This is a genomic window from Lacrimispora algidixylanolytica (assembly GCF_003609635.1).
Lineage (GTDB): Bacteria > Bacillota > Clostridia > Lachnospirales > Lachnospiraceae > Lacrimispora > Lacrimispora algidixylanolytica.
This window is the reverse complement of sequence record NZ_MCIA01000035.1, coordinates 24,871-46,726: the sequence shown is the minus strand read 5'-3', so window position 1 is coordinate 46,726 and position 21,856 is coordinate 24,871. Positions and strand designations below refer to the sequence as shown.

Annotated in this window: 19 protein-coding genes and 1 other annotated feature; of the genes, 3 read left to right on the top strand and 16 right to left on the bottom strand. The window is 38.5% G+C overall.

What is annotated here, in order from left to right:
• Positions 1–27 precede the first annotated feature (27 nt).
• The 6 genes from rnr to BET01_RS20525 form a co-directional block, all read right to left on the bottom strand.
• Positions 28–2,127 (bottom strand): ribonuclease R, encoded by a 2,100-nt coding sequence (rnr, locus tag BET01_RS20550; protein WP_120198905.1) that lies wholly within the window; start codon positions 2,125–2,127, stop codon positions 28–30.
• Between the two features lie 155 nt (positions 2,128–2,282).
• Entirely contained in the window at positions 2,283–2,516 is a 234-nt protein-coding gene (gene secG / locus BET01_RS20545; protein WP_120198752.1) for a preprotein translocase subunit SecG, read from the bottom strand.
• A 74-nt stretch (positions 2,517–2,590) separates the two neighbouring features.
• Complete coding sequence (gene eno, locus BET01_RS20540) at positions 2,591–3,766, bottom strand: phosphopyruvate hydratase family protein (protein WP_120198751.1); 1,176 nt, start codon at positions 3,764–3,766, stop codon at positions 2,591–2,593.
• A gap of 133 nt (positions 3,767–3,899) precedes the next feature.
• Positions 3,900–6,320 (bottom strand): phenylalanine--tRNA ligase subunit beta, encoded by a 2,421-nt coding sequence (pheT, locus tag BET01_RS20535; protein ID WP_120198750.1) that lies wholly within the window; start codon positions 6,318–6,320, stop codon positions 3,900–3,902.
• Positions 6,321–6,342: 22 nt separating this feature from the next.
• Positions 6,343–7,362, bottom strand: coding sequence for a phenylalanine--tRNA ligase subunit alpha (gene pheS / locus BET01_RS20530; protein ID WP_120198749.1), 1,020 nt, complete (start codon positions 7,360–7,362; stop codon positions 6,343–6,345).
• A 76-nt stretch (positions 7,363–7,438) separates the two neighbouring features.
• Positions 7,439–7,686 (bottom strand) — a binding site (T-box leader).
• A gap of 119 nt (positions 7,687–7,805) precedes the next feature.
• Complete coding sequence (locus BET01_RS20525; protein WP_158585114.1) at positions 7,806–9,878, bottom strand: methyl-accepting chemotaxis protein; 2,073 nt, start codon at positions 9,876–9,878, stop codon at positions 7,806–7,808.
• Between the two features lie 385 nt (positions 9,879–10,263).
• Between BET01_RS20525 and BET01_RS20520 the strand changes: the two genes are divergently transcribed.
• Entirely contained in the window at positions 10,264–10,572 is a 309-nt protein-coding gene (locus tag BET01_RS20520) for a helix-turn-helix domain-containing protein (protein WP_120198747.1), read from the top strand.
• Positions 10,573–10,673: 101 nt separating this feature from the next.
• Here the strand turns inward: BET01_RS20520 and BET01_RS20515 are convergent, their stop codons facing one another.
• The 9 genes from BET01_RS20515 to BET01_RS20475 all read right to left on the bottom strand — a co-directional run bounded on the left by BET01_RS20515 (position 10,674) and on the right by BET01_RS20475 (position 18,866).
• Positions 10,674–10,868 (bottom strand): hypothetical protein, encoded by a 195-nt coding sequence (locus BET01_RS20515; protein ID WP_120198746.1) that lies wholly within the window; start codon positions 10,866–10,868, stop codon positions 10,674–10,676.
• Positions 10,869–10,916: 48 nt separating this feature from the next.
• Positions 10,917–11,507 (bottom strand): hypothetical protein, encoded by a 591-nt coding sequence (locus BET01_RS20510; protein WP_120198745.1) that lies wholly within the window; start codon positions 11,505–11,507, stop codon positions 10,917–10,919.
• A gap of 22 nt (positions 11,508–11,529) precedes the next feature.
• Positions 11,530–11,997 carry a hypothetical protein gene (locus BET01_RS20505; RefSeq protein WP_120198744.1) on the bottom strand — a complete coding sequence of 156 codons (468 nt, stop codon included), beginning with the start codon at positions 11,995–11,997 and terminating at the stop codon, positions 11,530–11,532.
• Positions 11,998–12,303: 306 nt separating this feature from the next.
• Positions 12,304–12,885, bottom strand: coding sequence for an accessory gene regulator ArgB-like protein (locus BET01_RS20500; protein WP_120198743.1), 582 nt, complete (start codon positions 12,883–12,885; stop codon positions 12,304–12,306).
• On the bottom strand, positions 12,885–13,046 hold the full coding sequence (locus BET01_RS20495) for a cyclic lactone autoinducer peptide (RefSeq protein WP_243117289.1): 162 nt from the start codon (positions 13,044–13,046) through the stop codon (positions 12,885–12,887). The genes BET01_RS20500 and BET01_RS20495 overlap by 1 nt, the downstream gene beginning before the upstream one ends.
• 102 nt (positions 13,047–13,148) lie before the next feature.
• Positions 13,149–14,465 (bottom strand): sensor histidine kinase, encoded by a 1,317-nt coding sequence (locus BET01_RS20490; protein ID WP_120198742.1) that lies wholly within the window; start codon positions 14,463–14,465, stop codon positions 13,149–13,151.
• Positions 14,455–15,243 carry a LytR/AlgR family response regulator transcription factor gene (locus BET01_RS20485; RefSeq protein WP_120198741.1) on the bottom strand — a complete coding sequence of 263 codons (789 nt, stop codon included), beginning with the start codon at positions 15,241–15,243 and terminating at the stop codon, positions 14,455–14,457. Before BET01_RS20485 ends, BET01_RS20490 begins: the two co-directional genes overlap by 11 nt.
• 142 nt (positions 15,244–15,385) lie before the next feature.
• Positions 15,386–17,134: an ABC transporter ATP-binding protein gene (locus BET01_RS20480; protein ID WP_120198740.1), complete on the bottom strand. Its 1,749-nt coding sequence runs from the start codon at positions 17,132–17,134 to the stop codon at positions 15,386–15,388.
• 1 nt (position 17,135) lies between these two features.
• On the bottom strand, positions 17,136–18,866 hold the full coding sequence (locus BET01_RS20475) for an ABC transporter ATP-binding protein (protein WP_120198739.1): 1,731 nt from the start codon (positions 18,864–18,866) through the stop codon (positions 17,136–17,138).
• 123 nt (positions 18,867–18,989) lie between these two features.
• On the opposite strand from BET01_RS20475, the gene BET01_RS20470 reads away from it, so the two are divergent.
• Entirely contained in the window at positions 18,990–19,868 is an 879-nt protein-coding gene (locus BET01_RS20470; RefSeq protein ID WP_120198738.1) for a LysR family transcriptional regulator, read from the top strand.
• 1 nt (position 19,869) lies between these two features.
• Here the strand turns inward: BET01_RS20470 and BET01_RS20465 are convergent, their stop codons facing one another.
• Entirely contained in the window at positions 19,870–20,760 is an 891-nt protein-coding gene (locus BET01_RS20465; protein ID WP_120198737.1) for an SPL family radical SAM protein, read from the bottom strand.
• Between the two features lie 216 nt (positions 20,761–20,976).
• Here BET01_RS20465 and BET01_RS20460 point away from each other — a divergent pair, with 216 nt between their 5' ends.
• Positions 20,977–21,828 (top strand): YihY/virulence factor BrkB family protein, encoded by an 852-nt coding sequence (locus tag BET01_RS20460; protein WP_120198736.1) that lies wholly within the window; start codon positions 20,977–20,979, stop codon positions 21,826–21,828.
• The last annotated feature ends 28 nt before the right edge of the window (positions 21,829–21,856 follow it).

The following is a 21,856-nucleotide window of genomic DNA, read 5'->3' as shown; positions in this document are numbered from 1 at the left end:
AATTAAATCCCTGTAAGTAATTCTCTGTTATAATGTTTTCGCCGGAACAAAATCAATGGTGCGTAAAAGCTTATCGGTGTTTTCAACAACAACTCTTATAGGCTGACCAAGCTTATATGTCTTTCTTGTGGTCTCTCCCACCAACATATAATGTTCTTCGTCAAAATGATAATAGTCATCCTGAAGCTGGTTTACATGAACCATTCCTTCTACCGTGTTAGGAAGCTCCACGTAAAGTCCCCAGTTTGTTACACCGGAAATAACTCCATCAAACTCTTCGCCAATATATTTTGACATATATTCGCACTTCTTAAGCTTTATGGTTTCTCTTTCCGCCTCTTCGGCTCTTCGTTCCATGGTCGAGGACTGAATCGAAACTTGACCTAATATCTTATCGTAATGACTCATACGTTTCTCACTTAAACCAGATCTTAAATTCTCTTTGATAATCCGGTGTATCTGAAGATCCGGATATCTTCGAATTGGCGATGTAAAGTGAGTATAATACTTCGCTGCCAAACCAAAATGTCCTGTGTTGGTTACGGTATACTTAGCCTGCTTCATGGATCTTAGAGCCAGACGACTGATAAGAGCCTCTTCTGGTGTATCCTCTGCATTTGCCAAAAGCTTTTGTACTTCCTTTGGATAGACATCTCCATTATGAAAACGGATGGAATATCCAAAATTATTAATCAGAGTAGCTAGGCTCTTCATCTTTTCCGGATCAGGATTATCATGAGTCCGGTACAGGAATGGTATCTCTTGCCAGAAGTAATCCTCAGCCACTGTCTCATTTGCCAACAACATAAAATCTTCTATGATTTTTGTAGCTGCATTACGGTCATAAGGCTTGATTTCAATCGGTTTTCCTTTTTCGTCAAGAATCACCTTTGTCTCAGGAAAATCAAAATCAATTGAACCTCTGTTTTTTCTTCTCTCTCTGAGAATATCCGCCAGATCCTTCATCAAGAAAAACATAGAATCAAATCCTTCATATTCCTTCATTACTGCTTCGTCACGGTCTGTCACGATGGCATTAACCGCCGTATATGTCATTCTCCTGTCTACATTAATTACTGTTTCAGCAATTTTATGAGAGATAACATCTCCGCTTTCATCAATATCCATCATGCAGCTTAAAGCCAATCGATCTTCTCCCTGGTTTAAGGAACAGATTCCATTGGAAAGCTTATGTGGCAGCATGGGAATTACTCGATCTACAAGATATACGCTGGTTGCTCGATTTAATGCCTCTTCATCAAGTGGACTGCGTTCTGTTACATAATTCGTCACATCCGCGATATGAACTCCCAGAGTATAAATATTACCCTTCTTTGAGATGGTAATTGCATCATCAAGATCTTTAGCATCCTCTCCATCAATCGTAACGGTTTGAAGTCCTCTTATATCCAGACGACCCTGCATGTCCTTTCCATCAATTTCACTAGGAATGGCGGCCACCTGCTTCATTACACTTTCCGGAAACTCCTCTGCAAGACCGTAAGCCCGGACAATGGAGAGAATATCGGTTCCAGGATCATTAACATGTCCCAAGATCTCTATAATAACGCCTTCTGGTTTGCGATCAGGACCCCCAAAGTCAGTTACCTTTACAACCACTTTATGACCGTTTACTGCACCCATATCTTTTCCTTGGGGCACAAACACATCTTTTGCAAGCTTTTGGTTATCTGGTATCACAAAGCCGAAATTCTTATTTTTCTGGTAAAATCCCACAATTTCGCTGTTGGCATGGCTTACTACCTTAAGTACACGTCCTTCTGCTCTTTTTCCATTACCTGATTCTGACTCTACCGAAAGAAGTACGGTATCTCCATGAAGTGCTCCTCCGTTCTTTTCTTCCGGAATGAATATATCCTGCTCCAATCCTTCAACTGCAACAAAACCAAACCCTTTTGGGTGACCGAAATAAATTCCACTTATAGAACTAATGTCTGGTTTCCCATACTTCCCTCTTTGTGAAATACCGATTTTGCCTTCTGAAAGAAGGGAATCCAACACATCCTTTAAATCCTCCCTCTGATCCCTTGGAACATCTAGGAGTATTGCGATCTCCTTTATCTTCATAGGAACAAAAGTAGGGTCTTGAAACAGCTTTAAAAGCATGGCTTTTCGCTGTGTTAACTGTTCTCCTGTCATATTCTACCTCTCTTATACTTAAATATTTTTGCCTTTGTATTACATTTTTCTCTTTTATATATACTTTACCCTATTATGTGAAAAAAAACACCCTTGTTGTCATATACAAGAGTGTTTAATCTTTACAGTATATTCAGATTCAGTACTAAGGATAAAACGAAAAAAAGAATCGCGGCGTATTTCGTGAATTTTTCTAAGTTTCCTTCCATGGAACGGCCCTTGTTCTTTCCCCAGTAGGTATCTGCCATACCACCGATGGCTCCAAGGCCCTGACTCTTTCCTTCCTGTAACAGGATAATCGCTGATAAAGCGATACATATGATAACAAATATGATTGATAAAATAATTCGAATCATCTTCTCACCTCCTATAGTCAAACAAAAGCCATTATACCATAATTTATCAATAAATACAAGCTACTTTTATATAATTATAGGAACTGTCTACTATGATAGAACTCCTCTATTCGTAGTAATTCATTGTATTTTGCAGTACATTCTCCTCTGCAGGGCGCACCGCATTTTACATAATCAGCCCCAACTGCTGCCGCCAAATCTGCCGCAAAGGATTCCTCTGTTTCAATAAAATCATTGGCTATAATAACTTTATGACCAGACATTTTGGCTTGTTCAACCATATTAAGAGCAGAGGTAACCGTTCTTGCTTGTTTCAATTCAATCACATCCGCATTGGAAGCCGTGGAATCTTGAAACGACAGCAACACCCGATGACCGAGCATTCCAGTAATCTGCTCTCTCCCTTCCAAATCTTCTTTCCATAACCCATTCATAATGGAATAAATGGGAAAACCATCAGCCAGTCTTAAGTAATAATCCATCATATCCTTTTGATCTCTATGAATCATCAATCCTTGCTGTCTGCTTTCTTGATGAAAGATGTAGATGCCATCTTCCTTTTTATACAGCCGATCTGCTGCTGCATAGATTCCGATTCCTGCATCAGTTCCAGGTAAGTATCCAGAAAGCTTTATGGCTTCCATAATGTAGTGAAGAGCTTCTTCTGTATTTTTCATATCCGCCACAAAACCTCCACCATGCCCGGTAGAAGTATCATAGCCGTTAATCAAAAGCAGTCCTTTTAATGTATGATAAATCTCGGTTCCCATACGAAGTCCTTCTCCATAAGATTTCGTATTCATTGGAATCACGGTAATATCTTGAAAGTCAATTCCTTTTTCTGTGTCCCCTCCAGAAATCATGCTGAGCATTGGAACTGGCATGATTGGCGCAGAAGTTCCACCTAAGTATCGATATAACGGAAGAAAGAGTCCTGCGCCTGCTGCCCTTGCTATAGCCATGGACAAAGCAAGAACACTTCCACTACCAGTTCCCATCTCTATGCCTTCATTTAAAAGCAACCGATCAATTTCCTCCTGATCAGATGCATCCTCAAACATAATCGCATCCGAAAGCTGATCATTTAGAATCTCTATTTCCGTTTTCCCATCCTGCATACCATAGATCGGCACGATGGCTCTTCCTTGGGCGCCATTTTCCAAAACCACCTCTGCCTCAACTGCTGGATTTCCCCACGAGTCATAAACCGTTCTTCCTATTACTTTTATTATATCAAGATCCCCTAACATCCTTTTGCCTCCCTAGATAAGTTCTTATATCGTAAGGATTGACCGGAAAATCTATATCCATGCAAAGGGGGGTAAAAAAAGATGCCAGTTCTCGGATTACAAACTGGCATCTTTTTGCTATATAATATCTTTTTTATGCACGAAGTTCGATTCCCAGCCCCTGCAACCCATTCAGAATTTTTTTCATGACTGCAGAAACCTCCTGATCTTCCAGTGTATGATCTGTGGCACGGAATGTGATAGAATAAGCCACTGATTTAAAGCCGGACAAAATCTGCGCTCCTTCGTAAATGTCGAACAGTTCGTAGCCTTCCAGGTTATTTCCGCCTCGCTGTTCAATTACCTCTTCAATCTGGCCTACCAAAATATTCTTAGGCACTACCATACTGATATCTCTTGTAACTGCAGGATACTTTGCAATTCCAACGTATTTGCGGTCGAAATCTGTAAAAGGAATCATAGATGGCATGTCAATAACTGCTACATAAGCTCTCTCACTGATTTTATAATTATCCGTAACCTCTGGATGAACCTCGCCAATATATCCGATGGTAATTCCGTCATAAATAATTTCAGCGGATCTTCCTGGATGAAGGAATGGTTTGTCACTTGCTGGTTTATAATGAGGCTTTTTGTTCATGCCTGTTTTCTCAAATAATTCTTCCACTACACCCTTCATATCAAAGAAATCGCCATCTCCGTAAAAGCCAAATGTTAGCTGCATTCTTTCCTCAGGCAGTTCCGTTAAAGGAATCGCTTTTGGAAGATAGATGTTAGCCAGTTCATAAAGACGAACGCTTTTATTTCTTCGATTATAATTGGTGGACAGAGAGTTTAACATACCGTGAAGAGGAGAAGTCCTCATTACACTAAAATCTTCGCCCAGGGGATTTAAGATATTAACGGTCACACGAAGAGGACTGTCAATTGGTAGCAAAAGCTTATCAAATACCTTAGGGCTTTCAAAGGAATATGTCATTCCCTGGGAGAAACCAGCAAATTCAGCCACTTCTCTGGCGATTTGCTCTACTCTTAATTTATAGGACAGCTTTCCTGTGGTGGCCTCTCCGTTTGGCAGAGATACCGGGATCTTATCATATCCAAAGAATCTGGCTACTTCCTCTGCAAGGTCTGCCATACACTCCAGATCCTGACGGAAGGTCGGGATGAGGATATCAGAAGAAGATTCATCATACCCCAGTTCAATCATTTTATAATACTCAAGCATTGTTTCTGCAGATATTTTAGTTCCTAACAATCGGTTCATCTTTTCCGGTTCAAAAGGAATTCTTTTTCCCTCTCTTGTTTCTGGATAGATATCAATAATTCCGCCAACAACTTCTCCAGCGCCTAATTCTTCAATTAGCTGACAAGCTCGGTTCATTGCTAAAATTGCATTATTGGGATCAAGTCCTTTTTCAAATTTGCCGGAAGCATCGGTTCTAAGTCCGACTTTTTTGGAAGAAAGACGGATATTAGTGCCGTCAAAACATGCCGCTTCAAAGACCATCGTCTTTACGTCATCTGTGATTTTAGAGTTATCTCCTCCCATAATTCCTGCGATTCCTACCGCTTTTTCACCGTCATTGATCATTAAAATAGAACGATCAAGCTTTCTTTCCTGTCCGTCTAACGTTTGGAACGTATCCCCATCCTTTGCACATGCTACAATGATTTCATGATTCGCAATGTAATCATAATCAAATGCATGCATGGGCTGACCAAACTCTTCCATTACATAATTGGTGATATCAACAATATTATTAATAGGTCGGATTCCACAAGCAGCAAGGCGTCTTTGCATCCAAACTGGAGAGGGCGCTATCTTAATATTTTTCACCATTCTTGCACAGTAACGAGGGCAAAGTTTATTGTCCTTTACAGATACTTTTAAATAATCATTAATATCTTCCTTGTTACCCGTTGCAGTAACTACCGGAGGGACAAAACTCTTACGGAAGGTAGCCGCTGCTTCTCTGGCGATTCCAATCACGCTGTAACAGTCAACCCTGTTCGAAGTGATTTCATATTCAAATACAGTATCGTGAAATCCAAGTAATTCCACCGCATCCTCACCAGGAATTGCATCTCCTGGAAGAATATAAATTCCACTTTCCGGGGCATCTGGATACATCTCACTAGTGCCTCCTAGCTCTTCGATGGAACACATCATACCGCAAGATTCTATCCCCCTTAATTTACCTTTTTTAATTTTGATTCCAGCCTCTGGAAGGGCACCGCCGTCATGGCCTCCTGCCACCTTTCCTCCATCTAGAACCACTGGAACCTTATCTCCAACCGCAACATTGGACGCTCCGGTCACAATCTGAACGGTCTCTTCTCCAACATTCACCTGGCAGATAATTAATTTATCTGCATCTGGGTGACGTTCGATGGATAAGATGTGTCCAACCACAATCTTCTCTAAATTCTTGTCCAGACATTCAAATCCTTCTACTTTAGTTCCGCTAAGCGTCATGGCATCTGTGTATTCCTGAGGTGACACAACCAGTTCCGGAACGTATGCTTTAATCCATGATAATGGTGTATTCATTGATTTCTCTCCCTTTCTATTCCTAGAACTGCTTTAAAAATCTGATATCATTTTCATACAGCAATCTCATATCGTCAATTTCATATTTTAGTAATGCGATTCGCTCTAGACCAACTCCAAAAGCAAATCCAGAGTACTCATCTGGGTCGATTCCACTCATAGAAAGTACATTGGGGTGAACCATGCCACATCCTAGGATCTCAATCCAACCAGATCCCTTACAGAAACGGCATCCATCGCCACCACATTTAAAGCAGGTCACATCAACCTCAGCGCTAGGTTCTGTGAAAGGAAAATGATGAGGACGGAACTTAACCTTTGTTTCTGGTCCAAACAGTTCTTTTGCAAATTCTGCAAGAGTACCCTTTAAGTCTGCAAAGGTTATATTCTTATCAATTACAAGACCTTCAATCTGATGGAAGGATGGGGAATGGGTTGCATCCACTTCATCGGAGCGGAATACACGCCCTGGTGCCAGCATACGGATAGGCAGCTTTCCTTCTTCCATGGCACGAATCTGAACCGGTGAAGTCTGGCTTCTTAAGACAATGCTGTCACTGATATAGAACGTATCCTGCTCATCTCTTGCGGGATGATTCTTAGGAATATTTAGTTTTTCAAAATTGTAGTGATCATATTCTACTTCAGGACCTTCCATTACCTCATATCCCATGCCAACGAAAATTCTCTCTACCTCTTCTAGTGCAATGGTATTGGGGTGAGTATGACCTGACTTACTTCTTTTAGCCGGAAGAGTCACATCAATCACTTCTTTATTTAACTGTTCTTCTCTTACTTTCTTTTGCAGAACAGCGATGGTTTCCTCTAACTTCCCTTCAATTACGGCACGTGCGTCATTAACAAGCTGCCCTACTTTTGGTCTGTCTTCTGGCGCAACATCCTTCATACTTTTTAAAACATTGGTCAGTTCACCCTTTTTTCCGAGGTAAGCAACTTTAATGTCATTCAGTTTTTCCAACGCATCCGAAGCTTCGATCTGCTTTAATGCTTCTTTCTTGATCTGTTCCAATTGGTCTCTCATGATCATGCTCTCCTTCTTTCATCATTGATTTTTTCCTTAGCCTAAGAGCTAAAACAAATAAAAAAAGCCCGCCCCAAAAAGGGACGAAGCTATATTCGCGGTACCACCCTGTTTCCTGTGAATCTCACAGGCACTCGGTATACGTAACGTGTATAAAACGTCATGACCTACACACCGGATACCTGAAAACACAGGAAAACGGCTTCAACCATGCTGCTTCGGCGGGAAATTCGATCTCTTATCTGAACTTAAAAGGGCTTACAGCCGGTGGCCCCTTCTCTCTGGAAGAAAATAAGTATCTACTGACACCATCATAGCATTTCATATATGACATTATTATTTTCTATCATTGTAATAACAGAAGACTAAAATGTCAAGGATATTCTATTAAAATCCTTTTCTTTATCTGTCTCCGGCGTATCACTACCGGAGACAGACCGTTTTTATTTCAGTTTGAAACCAGATACAACGGTATTGAGCTCTTCTGCAATACGTTCCTGCTTCTGAGACATCTTTGACATATCCGTAACAACATCATATGCTTTTTCAATGGTGGAAAGAACCATGCTGCTGTTACCAGCCGTAGTCTGGACAGATTCAGAGACATTCTGAATTGCATCACGAACTTCCTGCATTACCTGACTGATATTATCGGCCATTTCGGCTATCTCATTTGAAATCTCTTCTATAGAAACCGCATCCCGTCCATACTGCTGTCCTACATCTACAAAGTTATTGTAATCAGGAGTAACCGTCTCTTTTAAGAACTTCAACATAGACTCTGATCCGTTCATCATCATGCCAAATGCTTTTTGTACCTCTGTAATAGTTCCTTCAATCTCCTTAACGATCTCAGAAGTATCTTTTGCAAGTCTTCCAATCTCTCTGGCTACAACTGCAAAACCTCTTCCCTGCTCTCCGGCTCTGACCGCTTCTATGGAAGCATTTAAGGACAATAAGTTAATCTGAGAAGCAGTATTGGAAATAACTCTTGCCATATCCCCAATCTTATCTACTACTTTGGCATGTTCTACTGCCATCAAAAGATCCTGTTCCCGTTGTTTTGAGATATCAGCGGCACTTTCATAAGCAACACGGCTGTTCTTTTCGATCTCCCGTGCACGTTCCATGATTTCTCCGGCCATCTTACTGCTTTTTCCTGTTTCACCAGCAAGAACGTTCACGGAAGTATTTACCTCAGACATAGAAGCATTTAATTCTTCCGTTGCGGCACTAGAAGACATCATAGCCTTATCTACATCTCCCATGTAAACTTTAACTTCGCTAAACTGCTGCTGCAGATCCCCAGATACGGAATTCAAACGCACGCTGGCATCGGTGATACCGCCTGCCTGTTCCGAAATCTGCTCAATCACAGCCTTGTTGTTGGTGAACATATTATTTAAGGAACTGCTCATCTGGCCCAATTCATCTTTGCTTCTTGACTTAAGTGGTTTTATTGTAAAATCACCTTCTGCAAGAGATCCTGCAAACCGTTTTACCTTATTCAGACCAGAGGCAATAACTGCAACCTGGAACAATACCGCCAAAATACAACAGATAATTGCAATTACACTCACCTGCATAAGCTTGGCATTCAGTGCAACAATCGGTTCTTCCAGTTCAGACTGAGGCATCTTAATCATTATAATCCAACCAATATCAGGCACCTTGTCATAATAAAGATTGTATGTCTCACTTCCGTCCGTATAGTTAACCTTGCCTTTTTCACTTGAAAGCATGGATGTACCTGCCGCTGCAAGAGAACCATTCTCATCTTGTGAAATATTGACACCTTTTGTTATCTTTTCCTGATCCGTTCCACACAGGTAAATACCGCTGGAAGAGGTAAGCATTGCAGTTCCATTCTTTCCAACCTTAATAGACTGAATAAGTTCATTGATATCACTTAACTGCATATCAACTGTAACAGCTCCAATGAATTTTCCGTTTGAATCATAAATCGGCGCAGTACAGGAAGCCATTGTGATATTTAAGGTCGGATCAAAATATGGATCCGTAATAACAGCCTTTTTTATCCCGCTTTTTGCAAGCTTATAGTATTCCTGGTTAAAATAGTCATAGCTCGCATTGTTGTACTCATACGTTAGTTCTGTCTTATCCCCCACTTTATGCCAGTAAGGACCCATATATTTTTGCTGGGCATCAAATGTATTTGGCTCAAACCAAATGCCGCTTCCCAGGATTAAATCGTTGCTCTCTATAATTTTTGAAATAGCAGCTCCATACGTGTCCAACTGTGTCGTTTGGTAAGAAGAACCAACCACCTGCGAAATATTCATAGCAGTTGTTTCAACCACATTCAAGTAATCATTGATGCTGTTGACATTTGCCTTCAGTTCTGACTGCATGGTGGAATTGCTTTGCTGTGTAATCAAATCACGGCTTGTAGACTCACTGATTTTTGCTAATAATCCCAATGCTAACACAACAACAGGTAAAATTCCAAGCAACATCTTGATTCCGATGCTTCTTATTCCTATTTTTCTCTTCATACTTTTCTCTCCCGTGCTTCGGATTTTGCCTTTACCTTTCATGTTTCGACATAAATATTAATTAAATAATACTTTGTTAAGGTAAAGTTTTCTTCTACTTTTTGATCAATCAATGCTATTTTATCATGCTCCCCATTTGGAACTTATAGAGACAATTCCAACTGATTAATAATATCTTAATGTCACAAGGGCAACTTCATAAAATCCATTAATTTTACATGTGTAACCGAAACATCTCCTTCCTTCTGCCTGGCAAATGCATAATTTTAACCGTCATTCATTATACTATTCGTAATCATAATATGCAATATATTTATTTTACATACTTTAATCGTGTATTTTATGATTTATGATATCATACAATATATAGGGAGAGGTGAAAGATATGGAGCAAGATTATATTAACAAACGAATTACTGAATTGAGGATAAAAAAGGGAGTAGCGGAGCATAAGATGAGCATCGAGTTAGGACACAGTAGAAGCTACATTCAAAGTATTTCCAGCGGCAGAAGCTTTCCTTCCATGACTGAATTCCTAGCAATCTGCGATTACCTTGGTGTAACTCCTAGGGATTTCTTTGATGATGACATTTCAAACCCGCCTTTAATCAGAGAAGCGGTAGATAAGCTTAAGACACTTTCAGACGGTGACCTTTTGCTGATCCTGACTATGATCAACAGGTTACAGTCTTAAATAACCATGAATAACGATCTCCCCTGCGGGTGCAGGGGCTTTCATTTGCGACTCAAAATATTCCATTAAATTTTGGTGGCACCACTTCTTTATTTATCCAATCACCGAAAGGTACGGTCCGATGTATTCGTCCCAGAAGGTTTCAAAATGTTAATGCTCCCGGTTACAACTCCTAGATCAGGCACTGCTCCCAAAGCCGGTCCAAATATTTCGTCTATATTTCCTCTCGCTAACATCCCACAAAAATAACCGTACAAATCCTGAAGGTTTTGCTTTTTCTCCATTTTTATCTCCATATATTTCTCCTAGTTTAAACAACAAAAAGCGGCACATTGGATCATCGATTAACCAATTTCCACATTTGCCTTGTCTCCGTATAGTACTACGCTTTTCCTCACGAGGGATAAGCAATTAGACCATGGTATCCGCTTTTCAAAAGGACAGTTGAACATAATCATAAGAAGTCTATCGCCTGCCGGGTATATGGTCAGAACATTATAGATGTTTTCATTAAGGGCATTGCTTATAAACTCCATCCATGCGCTAGGTGCCTCATCTTCTAACTCTGAGCCAGTATCCAGACATACACTCATTGGCTGAAACCGTTTCAGGACGCGATAAAATTCATGTATCACGCCTTCCATCTGATCTTCTTTTATGCTTTTATCTATCATGTTAAAACAAAAATTAATGGATCCATCTTCATTCGATCTTATAATTTCAGGACGCTGTTCTGAAAAATACTTTTTCTTAGCTTCATCTTTTGTCATTTCTCGAAATGTGCTAGGAAGTGACACCCCTAGTTCATTATTAAATAACATAGTTTCCTGAAACTGTATCAGCTCACCATCAATATAAATCCCAGTCTCAATGCTGGTAAACCGATTGATCCATTCAAGATGCCGGTCAGCCGCTACTTTTTCTTTCTTTAACATGATTTTATCCTCCGTAAAAATATCATAATTCTTCCTTAACCAGCACCTGCTTTTCCGTCTCAATTCTGGCCTCAGGGAAGATTTCTAATTCTACTCCTTTTGAGAAAATTCCATTCTTTTCTGTAGCTACAGAAGATTTGAACGTATTTAAAAGAAGCAGAAGAAGCATTTCTATATTCAGCAGGAATCTTTTAATCAAGTTTCCTGATTTATTTTTCTTTTGATTCGAATTATAAGTAAACCTGGGAATAAGCACTAGGTTTTCCTGTAAAATCTTACATTTCACATTCCTGGTATCCTGTGCTGCCAGGTTGTATAATAAATTTTGACTTTTTTTAAGAAAATAATATCGATTCCAAAAATAAAGATCCCCATAACAAATATCTGTATCTAACTGATACCTTTTAATTTTCTCTGTCCCATCAACTCTTCTAATATAACAGCTAGCTCTATATTGATAATAACTTTCGTTAATTCTTTCTGTGCTCACCTTCTAGTCATCCTTTCATTCCCCCGTTCTACTAATCATGCATAAGTATATTCTACATCTGCAGTTTTTTTTTTCAACACATATGCCAAAATTATACGCTTTCAGTGCCGAAATTAGCATAGCTATTACAGTGTATAATATTTACGAGAAATCATTTCGACAGAGTATTTGCAATTATTCTTTAAGTACACTTATTTAATGTACCTATTAACTAATGTGAGCATTATAAAATATATACTTTTTTAAAAGATAACCTCCTGAGCAGATGCTCAGGAGGTTATCCTCCAGTTTCAAGTATTATTTTGATCAATCACAAGCTTTTTTATTTTTAAACACCCCATAAACCAACATTAGAGACAATATGATATGACTAATAGCAATCACAGCACTAGCTCTTAATCCAAAATACCAAAACACCACCCCGATTAAAGCTTCTACTAACCAGACAAATCTGCTTTTTTTTCGATAATGCTTAATTTCTATTTCATCCAATGGCTTATTATTGTCAGGAGCAGGAGCATATACATAGATAAACACTCCAGAAATCACAAAGCATACCGGTATTATAAGAGTACCCAACACCCCCGTTAGAACTCTTTCCATTAAGCATACTACTAAAATCAGAATAGTGGAAACGATAGTACAAGCGCCATTCGTCTTAGCGTGATATCCTCCACAGTAAGACCTTAAAGGCATGTAACTGACAAGAAATACAAAAACTTGCATCGGTACTTTAAAAGCTATTGCAATCAAAACAGCTATTAATATATTGATTACAAAATTTAACATTACTTCATATGCGTACTGGTACAAGGCACTTTGTTTGTTAGTTAAGATACTTTTACTAACCTGCCAATTAACAATATTCTCTGATAAACGCTTTAACATTAGAATTTCCTAAACTTTTTCGCTTCTTCTGGTACCTTTGGCTGATGATGGGCAAACATACAAGTAACATTAAACGAATACAAAGCAACTGCAAAAGCGAATAAATTCATAATTCTAACAGGCACAAAATTTCCCCTTACAATATTCATCAGTTTTTTCATGGCGTAATCACTCCTTTTTTCTTTGATCATATATTATAAAAAGGGATATTTCAAGTAAAGTGCCAAAATTATACATGTTAGATTCCAAAATTTGCTAAAATTCTATGTACAGCAAGAAATAGTAAGTGTCGTTATGAATATACCTTCCCTCTCTTCCAAGTTTAAAGAGCCTCCATATTTTTCTGCAAGGGAATTAACTATACCGATACCCAGTCCATGATGTTTTGGATCCGGCTTTGTTGAAAACAAACGTGAACCTTCCCTTAGCACTATGTCGGAATAGGTATTTTCAATGTGCAGAACCAGAAAATAATTAGATCCCATAAATAACTTAACATCAACAATTCTCCTTTCCTTATCACACTTTTCTGCAGCCTCAATCGCGTTATCAATAAGATTACCCATCATTGAGATCATATCTGCATCTGATACAAATTCTATTTTAAGAAATTTTTCTACAAATAGTGACAACTCTACTCCAGACTCTTTCGCCTTTATAACTCGCTCGGATAAAATAGCGTTTAATACTGGATTTCCACTATATATAACTATATCAGTCACATCTTTAATATTACCTTTTAATTCATCAATGATTGTAACTATTTTAGTATTATCACCATTTATAGCCAATAAGCGAAAGCTATTAAAATAAGAATTTATATCATGCATATAGCAGCGATAACGTTCATTGATTTTCAATATTTTCTGAAAATGATCATTTTCCATATCTTGTTTGACTACCGATAATTCAGCAATTTTAATCTTATTTAAAATGTCCTTGTATTTTTCAAGAACAATAAATATTGCTGCATTTGTAAAAAATAATAAGAATGCACCCACACACATAAATATTTGCATGAACTTCACTTTAGGAAAATCTAAATATATAAAATTAACAGATATAATTAATGAAAATATTGGAACTATAAGCAAGTACCAGGAGAAACGATCATTATCACTGATTTCAAGCTTTTTAATATATTTTTCTATATAGATTAAAAACATAAATCCCACAAAATATTCAACTAAAAGAAAATATATTCCACCAGAAGTAAACCAAGGCGGAACATAAAAGGGCAAGAAATTTGTTAATAGTCGATACAGTATCTCAAATGATACTTCTTTTCCACAAGCAAATATAGCGTAAAATATTATTGTATAAGCAATTGCATTGGTGTAAGAGATTCTAAACATCAAAATTACATATAGATAATATATTATAGGTACTGTCATTAGGTTTAACCAGCTCAGACCTATACTATTTTCTAGAAACATAACAATTGTAAATAATATACTAATTAATATTTTTATGTTTAATGTTCTCTTCTTTTTGAACATAGTGCTAAAAAAGCGATATGTCATATAAATATCCGCTGCGCAGAAAAGCAGTCTGCTAATTGACAATAAATCATTTCCCATTATAATCGCCTTCCTTATATTTCGATAGCATAAAGGTTTCCTTCAAACTGTTAAATTCAGAGGCCTTACTTCTAGCTATTTGAAAGGTATTCTCTACATCCTTAAGCTTCAATATCTTACTGGTGCAGTATACCAGATATTTTAGATTAATTATGTAGCTGTCATGAGGATAGCCAAATCCATGGTCTTTTAGCTTTTCATAAATCTTCTCCAGCTTCTCTGGAATACGAATATCAGGTAATTCTCCGTTTTCATCTGGCTTTATGCCATAGATACGCAAAGAATTTTCTGATATATGTACTCTCGTGTTCTTCTTATATTTTTCGATATATACAATATCATCGGCTCTTAAAAACAACCTCTCCCGGTTCATATTTGCCGTAAGGAAAGGAGCTTGTCCAATTTCAATCATTTTATTCAAGGCATCCTTGATATACCGATCCATAATCTTCTCAGTCATATTTTTCATGATATAACGGTAAGGTTGAACTTCAAAGCTGCGAGGAGATGGTTCTACGAATCCAGTGTAAAAGACAAGGATTACATTGTTGTCTAATGCACGAATTCTGATCGCAGTCTCTTCTCCATCGATTCCTTTCATCTGAACATCAAGAAAAATAATAGAAAATCTGATGTCTTTAATTGCCCCTAAGAGCGATATACCGCAATCAAATTCATGGATACGAATCTTTTCTGCTTCCGGTATGTTTTTTCTAATCCGCTCTGATAGCCGTTTCCGGTCTTGAGCATTGTCATCACAAATAGCAATTTCAAACATATTTCTTCCCCTTTGTAAATCATTTTAATTAACCTATCGGGAAATATTTCCCTTTTCATAAGAATCATATAAGAAAAGATGCCAAAAAGCAACATTATCTCCTACTTTTGGGCATCTTTATTCTATTTCATTCTTAATCCATTTATGATACGGCAAACTGGCTGTTATAAAGTTGCGCATAAAATCCATCTTGTGAAAGCAAAGTTTCATGTGTACCCTGCTCGATGATGTGCCCATCCTTCATAACTAAAATCACATCCGCTTCTCGTATGGTAGATAAACGGTGAGCAACGATAAAGCTGGTTCTTCCTTCCATCATTTTTGCAAAGGCCTTCTGAATCTTTACTTCTGTTCTGGTATCAATAGAAGAAGTTGCTTCATCGAGAATCAACATAGGTGGTAGACACAGCATTACTCTTGCAATGCACAGAAGCTGTTTCTGCCCTTGAGATAAATTTCCTCCATCCTCTGTAATAACTGTATCGTAACCATTTGGCATACGCTCAATAAAACTATGGGCATGAGCTTCTTTTGCCGCTAGAATCATCTCTTCTTCCGAGGCATCTGATTTTCCATAGGCGATATTCTCCCGGATGGTACCTGATTTCAGCCAAGTTTCCTGGAGAACCATCCCATAGCTGGCTCTCAGGCTTTCTCTTGTTAAATGCCTGATATCCATTCCATCTACCTCAATAGAGCCGGCATCAACGTCATAAAAGCGCATGAGAAGATTGATAACTGTACTCTTACCACAGCCAGTAGGTCCTACGATAGCAACCCTCTGCCCTGGTTTAACCAAAAGATTCATATCCTGAATCAAAGTAACTTCAGGGTTATAAGAAAAATCAACACTATTTAGATGAATCTCGCCTGTTGCATCCATCAGCACGGCTGCATTTGGATTATCTGGAATTTGTGATTCCTCATCAATTAGTTCGAATACTCTTGCAGCAGAAGCCAGTGCATTTTGAAGTTCCGTGATAACTCCGGATATTTCATTAAATGGTTTTGTATATTGATTTGCATAGTTTAGAAAGCTGGTTAGCTGTCCTATCGTCAAAAGACCGTTTATGGCTGCAAATGCACCAGAAATTCCTACGCAAGCATATACTAGACTATTTACAAAACGAGTTGAAGGGTTGGTAATAGAAGAAAAGAATGTGGCTTTTAATGCCCAAATCCGAAGCTCTTCATTGATGTTCTCAAATTTATGCTGAGCTTCTTTTTCATGTCCAAACGCCTGCACTACTTTTTGATTCCCCATCATTTCCTCAACAAGGGAGGTAAGCTCACCTCTTGTTTTTGACTGCATCTGAAACAAATAATACGTCTTTTTTGCGATAAAGCTGGCTACGAACAAAGATACAGGGGTCACTACAACGACTACTACTGCTATGGTAGGATTGATATAGAACATGAATATCAATGTCCCGATTATGGTAAGAACACCCGTAAACAATTGGGTAAATCCCATTAAAAGGCCATCGGAAAACTGGTCTATGTCTGCAATAATCCTACTAATGATATCTCCATGGGAATGAGAATCTATATACTTTAAAGGAAGTACTTCAAGTTTATTAAATGCCTGGGTTCTAATATCCTTTACAACACGGTAAGTGATCCAGTTGTTTATATGGCTCATAAGCCACTGAGACACTGAGGTTAAAAGTATTACAATCCCCATTTGCTTGAGAATCACCCACATAGCTTGAAAATTGACGTCCCCAATCCCTACAATACAGTCAATGGCCTGACCGATTAAAACGGGAATATAAAGAGTCAACAGCACAGTAAGCAATGCACAGAATAAGGAGGCAGAAACGCCCCATTTATACCGACCGATACATCCCATCACCCGTTTGATGGTAGAACTATGTTTATTAATCGCCATATTACTGCGCCTCCTTTTCAGATAACTGGGATAAACAGATCTCCCGGTAGACTTCACAAGATTGAAGCAGTTCCTTATGAGATCCAAAACCAGCCATAGTTCCATCATCTAGAACCGCTATTTTATCTGCATTTTTTATGGTTGCCGCCCGCTGTGATACGATGAAGGAGGTCATATCCCTTGTTCCTTCTTTGACCGCCATGCGAAGTCTTGCATCAGTGGCGAAATCCAGTGCAGATGCACTGTCATCCATAATTAGAATCTGAGGATTTTTAACCAAGGCCCTGGCGATGGTTAATCTTTGCCTTTGCCCACCGGAAAGATTCTTTCCTCCAGCCTGAATTATAAAATCCAGTCCTTCCCCTTTTTCCTCTACAAACGCTCTCGCCTGAGCAATGGTAAGCGCTTTGTAGATTTCCTCATCGGTAGCATCTTTTTTGCCCCACTGCATGTTCTCACGAAGAGAACCTTTAAATAGTACAGATTTTTGAGGAATCATTCCCACAAGTTCCCTTAGTTGACCCAGGGGATACTCTTTGACGTCGGTTCCTCCAACTGATAAAGAACCGGTCGAGACATCATAAAACCTTGGGATCAGATTGACCAAAGTCGTCTTACCAGATCCAGTTCCTCCAATAATTCCAATTGTTTCTCCTTTTTTGACCTGGAAGGAGATATCTCTAAGTGCTGGAGCTTTTGCTCCTTCATAGGTAAAGTTCATGGAATGAAATGAGACCATTGCTTCATTTGACTTCTCTTTTACATCCATATGAACGGTTTCTACGATGCCTGGCTCCTTATGAAAGACAGAACTTACACGATTGGCACAGGCAAGAGCTTTTGAGATGGTAATAATGAGATTCGCCAGTTTTACAAGCTCTACTAAAATTTGAGACATGTAGTTGACAAGAGCCACTACCTGACCTTGGCTTATGATCCCCTGTTCTACTTTTCCAGCTCCTGTATTGATAAGAATGATGATGGCTATATTAATAATAACGTAAGTAAGCGGATTCATTAACGCGGAGATTCTTCCAACATAAATCTGGAACTTAACAAAGAGACTGTTTTCCGCATCAAACCGCTTGATTTCATCATTCTCACGGTTAAAGGCGCGGATAACACGAACACCCAGCAGATTTTCTCTTGAAGTCAGAAGAACCTGGTCAAGTTGCTTTTGAACCTTTTTATAAAGGGGCATACTAAAGTACATGATTCCAAATATGACCACGGATAATATGGGTATTGTAAACACAAAGATCAAGGCTGCTTTAAAATTAATGGTAAAGGCCATAATCATGGCACCGAATACAACAAAAGGTGATCTTAAAAACAAACGGAGAAACATGTTGATTCCCGATTGAATCTGATTGGCATCACTGGTCATTCTAGTAATCAGCGTAGCGGTACCTATGGTATCAATTTCTCGATAGGAAAGCTTATTGATATGGGCAAACAGATCATTCCTCAAATCGGTTCCAAAACCAGCCGCTGCCTTAGCCGCAAAATACTGGGCAGTTATGGAACAGATAAGGCCGATGATCCCAAGAAGTACCAGCAATCCTCCCATTTTTAGAATGTAAGGCAAATCCTGAGACTTAATCCCCACATCAATCACTTTTGCCATTACCAGTGGCACCACAAGTTCAAAGCTGGCTTCCAGAAGCTTAAACAACGGCCCAAGAATGCTCTCAAGCTTATACTTTTTGAGATACTTTAGGAGTTCCTTCATAAATTAAATCCTCCGCTTTTGAAATATTATATTTTTTCGGAATAATAGATTGTATTATTATATCATTTTGGTATAATAATACAAGTAGAAATAATACTCATTATGAAATAAAGGATGTGCCAAATGATTCCACTTAATTCAAAACAGTTATATTATTTTATAACAATTGCAGAAACAGGTAGTTTTACGGATGCGGCAAAAAAGCTTGGCCTGTCTCAACCACCTTTAAGCAAGCAGATTATGCTGTTAGAGGAAGATCTAGGACTTAAGTTGTTTGAGCGGGGCTCTAGAAAGACTGAATTGACTGAAGCAGGGGCTTTTCTCTATTCCAGGGCCAAGGACATCCTTACCATGATGGAAGATGTCACAAAGGAACTCATGCATTTTCCTTCCTCTGCAAAAGAGATTTTAAAGCTTGGGACCATCTCATCTTCCGGGAACATTCTTCAAAATTTCTTAAAAATATTTTGCAATGAACATCCAAATGTACGATTTGAAATTACAGAAGGGAATACTTATGAGTTGATGGAAAAGATGAGAAACGGAATCATCGAGTGCGCCATTATAAGAACCCCTTTTCATTCCGTAGGATTTGAGTGTGTATATGGAAAAGAGGAACCACTTATGGCAGCCGGTATTCCTTCTTTCTTTTCGGAGATTTCTTCCGAGAAAATTAAATTAACAGAGTTATCTAAAAAACCTCTGATCTATTACCGCCGCTTTGATGCCATCATTTCTACAGCATTCCAAAACGTTGGGATAGAACCGCATATCTTTTGCCGCAATGACGATGCCAGGACATGCCTGCAATGGGCAAAATCTGGTCTTGGAGTCGCTCTTATTCCCAAATCTATCTGCCAGGGAGGTAATGGGAACGAGTTGGTTCTACGGGAAATCGACTCTGAAGATACGGTTACAAAAATCGCTGCTGTATATAAAAAAAATGGCTATGTCTCAAACATAGCCAGGGAATTTGTTACGTGTTTTGAAAAACAAATTTAGATTAATCAAAGAGACTTAATTGAGTTACCTCATAATTCTTTTTATAGGAATGAATGATATCCGGCATCTGGTATAGGATGCCGTAACGCTGACATTCTTTTGAAAAAAGACTCCATAGACTTTTCGCCCTGGGACTTGTGCATCCATAGCTATTTCCGTATCGCCTTATATACTCCGCTGCTAAGTCTTGTTCCGGAAACTGTTCCTTAAGTCGGTCAAAATACCACTCTCGCTGATTGTTACGTAGTGTCACTCCAAAAGAGGGATAGATAAAATTAGCACCAGTTTCATGTGCAGCCTTCACTATGGATAAAATATTTTCTTCATTATCTTCTAATAAAGGGAGAATAGGCATCATTAAGATACCTGCAAAGATTCCTTTGTTTCTAAGAGCTTCTATAAGCCCTAGACGGCTAGAGGGGGAGGAAACATGAGGCTCTATTTTCTTTGCCAAGCTATCATCGGTGGTGGTCACTGTTATTTTGCAAATCACTGGTGAATGTTCCTTAATTCCTGACAAAATATCAATATCACGTTCCAATAATGTGCTTTTTGTTGCCACGGCTGCTCCGAAACCATAGGCATCAATTAATTCCAGCGCATGCCTTGTGAGCTGGAATTCTTTTTCAAAGGGATTATAAGGATCGCTCATTGCACCGGTTCCTACTACTCCCTTTTTTACTTTTCGTCTTAAATCATCCCGAACAATCCTTAAAGCATCTTCCTTTACCCGTACCGTATCAAAATGGTCAATCCGATAACAGTCTGATCGACTGTCACAATAAATACAACCATGACAGCAACCTCTGTAAATATTCATATTATAATCAATTCCAAACCAGTCTGAACCCTTAGTTTTCGTCACTATCGTTTTGGCTGGAACATATTCCATGTGCACTTACCTTCTCTCTGATGATAAACAAATATATTTCATTCATTTTATAATTCTTAGCTGAATTTGTCAAATTTATAGGCACTTTTCCACGAAAATAGTTTAAAGGCGGAACCCTTGATATTTTTTTTGTCCCATGCTAATATGCTTATACAAGTAACTCTGTTATGGGTTTCTTCTAACATAACATCAGAGTTGATTCCGAAAGGAGATAATATGATTCGCTTTATTTTGCGTTGCAAGGAGATATATGATAAATATAATAAGGAAGAAATGACCGTATATGCAGCCCAGGCATCATTTTTTGCAATTATCGCTGCATTTCCATTCCTCATGCTTTTGCTTGCTTTGGTCCAGTTTATTCCTCCTATTACAAAAGCCAATCTTTTGCAGCTTGTTATCTCAGTTATGCCAAATACCATGGAGATGAACAGCGTAATTGTAAATGTGATTGATGATCTATATACAAATACTCCTGTCGCCATTCTTTCGGTTACAGCGGTTGCTGCCATATGGTCCTCTTCCAGAGGAATGTTAAGCATTGAAAGGGGATTGAACCGGGTATTTGGACAGCTAAATAAAAGAAGCTATCTTATGACGCGGATCATCTGCTCCGGTTATACCATTGTATTTATGATTATCTGTATCTTATCTCTGGTGCTTTTAGTGTTAGGCAATACCATTCAGAATCTGATATATCGGCATTTTCCAATTCTTGGCGAGGTCACCCAGTATATCATTACCTTCCGGACCATGCTTATATTTATTTTAACGATTTGTTTTGCACTCCTCTATACCTATGTTCCATCAAAGAAACAACACTTTTTAAGACAGATTCCTGGAGCAATTTTCACAACCATTGGTTGGATTTCATTCTCTTTTATTTTTTCTATTTATTTTAATAATTTCGGCAATTATTCCGTAATGTATGGAGGACTTACAGCCATCGTCCTTATCATGCTATGGCTCTATACCTGTATATGCATACTCTTCTTTGGAGCAGAAATTAATTACTTCTATTCAGAATACCGAGAAGGCCAAAAACACATACAAAAAAACCAGGGTTGAACATCTATCGACCCTGGTTTTGTATTTA

Coding starts and splice junctions, on each gene's coding strand:
- rnr (WP_120198905.1), bottom strand. CDS start 2,127: ATGCTTTTAAAGCTGTTTCAAGACCCTACTTTTGTTCCTATGAAGATA.
- secG (WP_120198752.1), bottom strand. CDS start 2,516: ATGATTCGAATTATTTTATCAATCATATTTGTTATCATATGTATCGCT.
- eno (WP_120198751.1), bottom strand. CDS start 3,766: ATGTTAGGGGATCTTGATATAATAAAAGTAATAGGAAGAACGGTTTAT.
- pheT (WP_120198750.1), bottom strand. CDS start 6,320: ATGAATACACCATTATCATGGATTAAAGCATACGTTCCGGAACTGGTT.
- pheS (WP_120198749.1), bottom strand. CDS start 7,362: ATGAGAGACCAATTGGAACAGATCAAGAAAGAAGCATTAAAGCAGATC.
- BET01_RS20525 (WP_158585114.1), bottom strand. CDS start 9,878: ATGAAGAGAAAAATAGGAATAAGAAGCATCGGAATCAAGATGTTGCTT.
- BET01_RS20520 (WP_120198747.1), top strand. CDS start 10,264: ATGGAGCAAGATTATATTAACAAACGAATTACTGAATTGAGGATAAAA.
- BET01_RS20515 (WP_120198746.1), bottom strand. CDS start 10,868: ATGGAGATAAAAATGGAGAAAAAGCAAAACCTTCAGGATTTGTACGGT.
- BET01_RS20510 (WP_120198745.1), bottom strand. CDS start 11,507: ATGTTAAAGAAAGAAAAAGTAGCGGCTGACCGGCATCTTGAATGGATC.
- BET01_RS20500 (WP_120198743.1), bottom strand. CDS start 12,885: ATGTTAAAGCGTTTATCAGAGAATATTGTTAATTGGCAGGTTAGTAAA.
- BET01_RS20495 (WP_243117289.1), bottom strand. CDS start 13,046: ATGAAAAAACTGATGAATATTGTAAGGGGAAATTTTGTGCCTGTTAGA.
- BET01_RS20490 (WP_120198742.1), bottom strand. CDS start 14,465: ATGGGAAATGATTTATTGTCAATTAGCAGACTGCTTTTCTGCGCAGCG.
- BET01_RS20485 (WP_120198741.1), bottom strand. CDS start 15,243: ATGTTTGAAATTGCTATTTGTGATGACAATGCTCAAGACCGGAAACGG.
- BET01_RS20480 (WP_120198740.1), bottom strand. CDS start 17,134: ATGGCGATTAATAAACATAGTTCTACCATCAAACGGGTGATGGGATGT.
- BET01_RS20475 (WP_120198739.1), bottom strand. CDS start 18,866: ATGAAGGAACTCCTAAAGTATCTCAAAAAGTATAAGCTTGAGAGCATT.
- BET01_RS20470 (WP_120198738.1), top strand. CDS start 18,990: ATGATTCCACTTAATTCAAAACAGTTATATTATTTTATAACAATTGCA.
- BET01_RS20465 (WP_120198737.1), bottom strand. CDS start 20,760: ATGGAATATGTTCCAGCCAAAACGATAGTGACGAAAACTAAGGGTTCA.
- BET01_RS20460 (WP_120198736.1), top strand. CDS start 20,977: ATGATTCGCTTTATTTTGCGTTGCAAGGAGATATATGATAAATATAAT.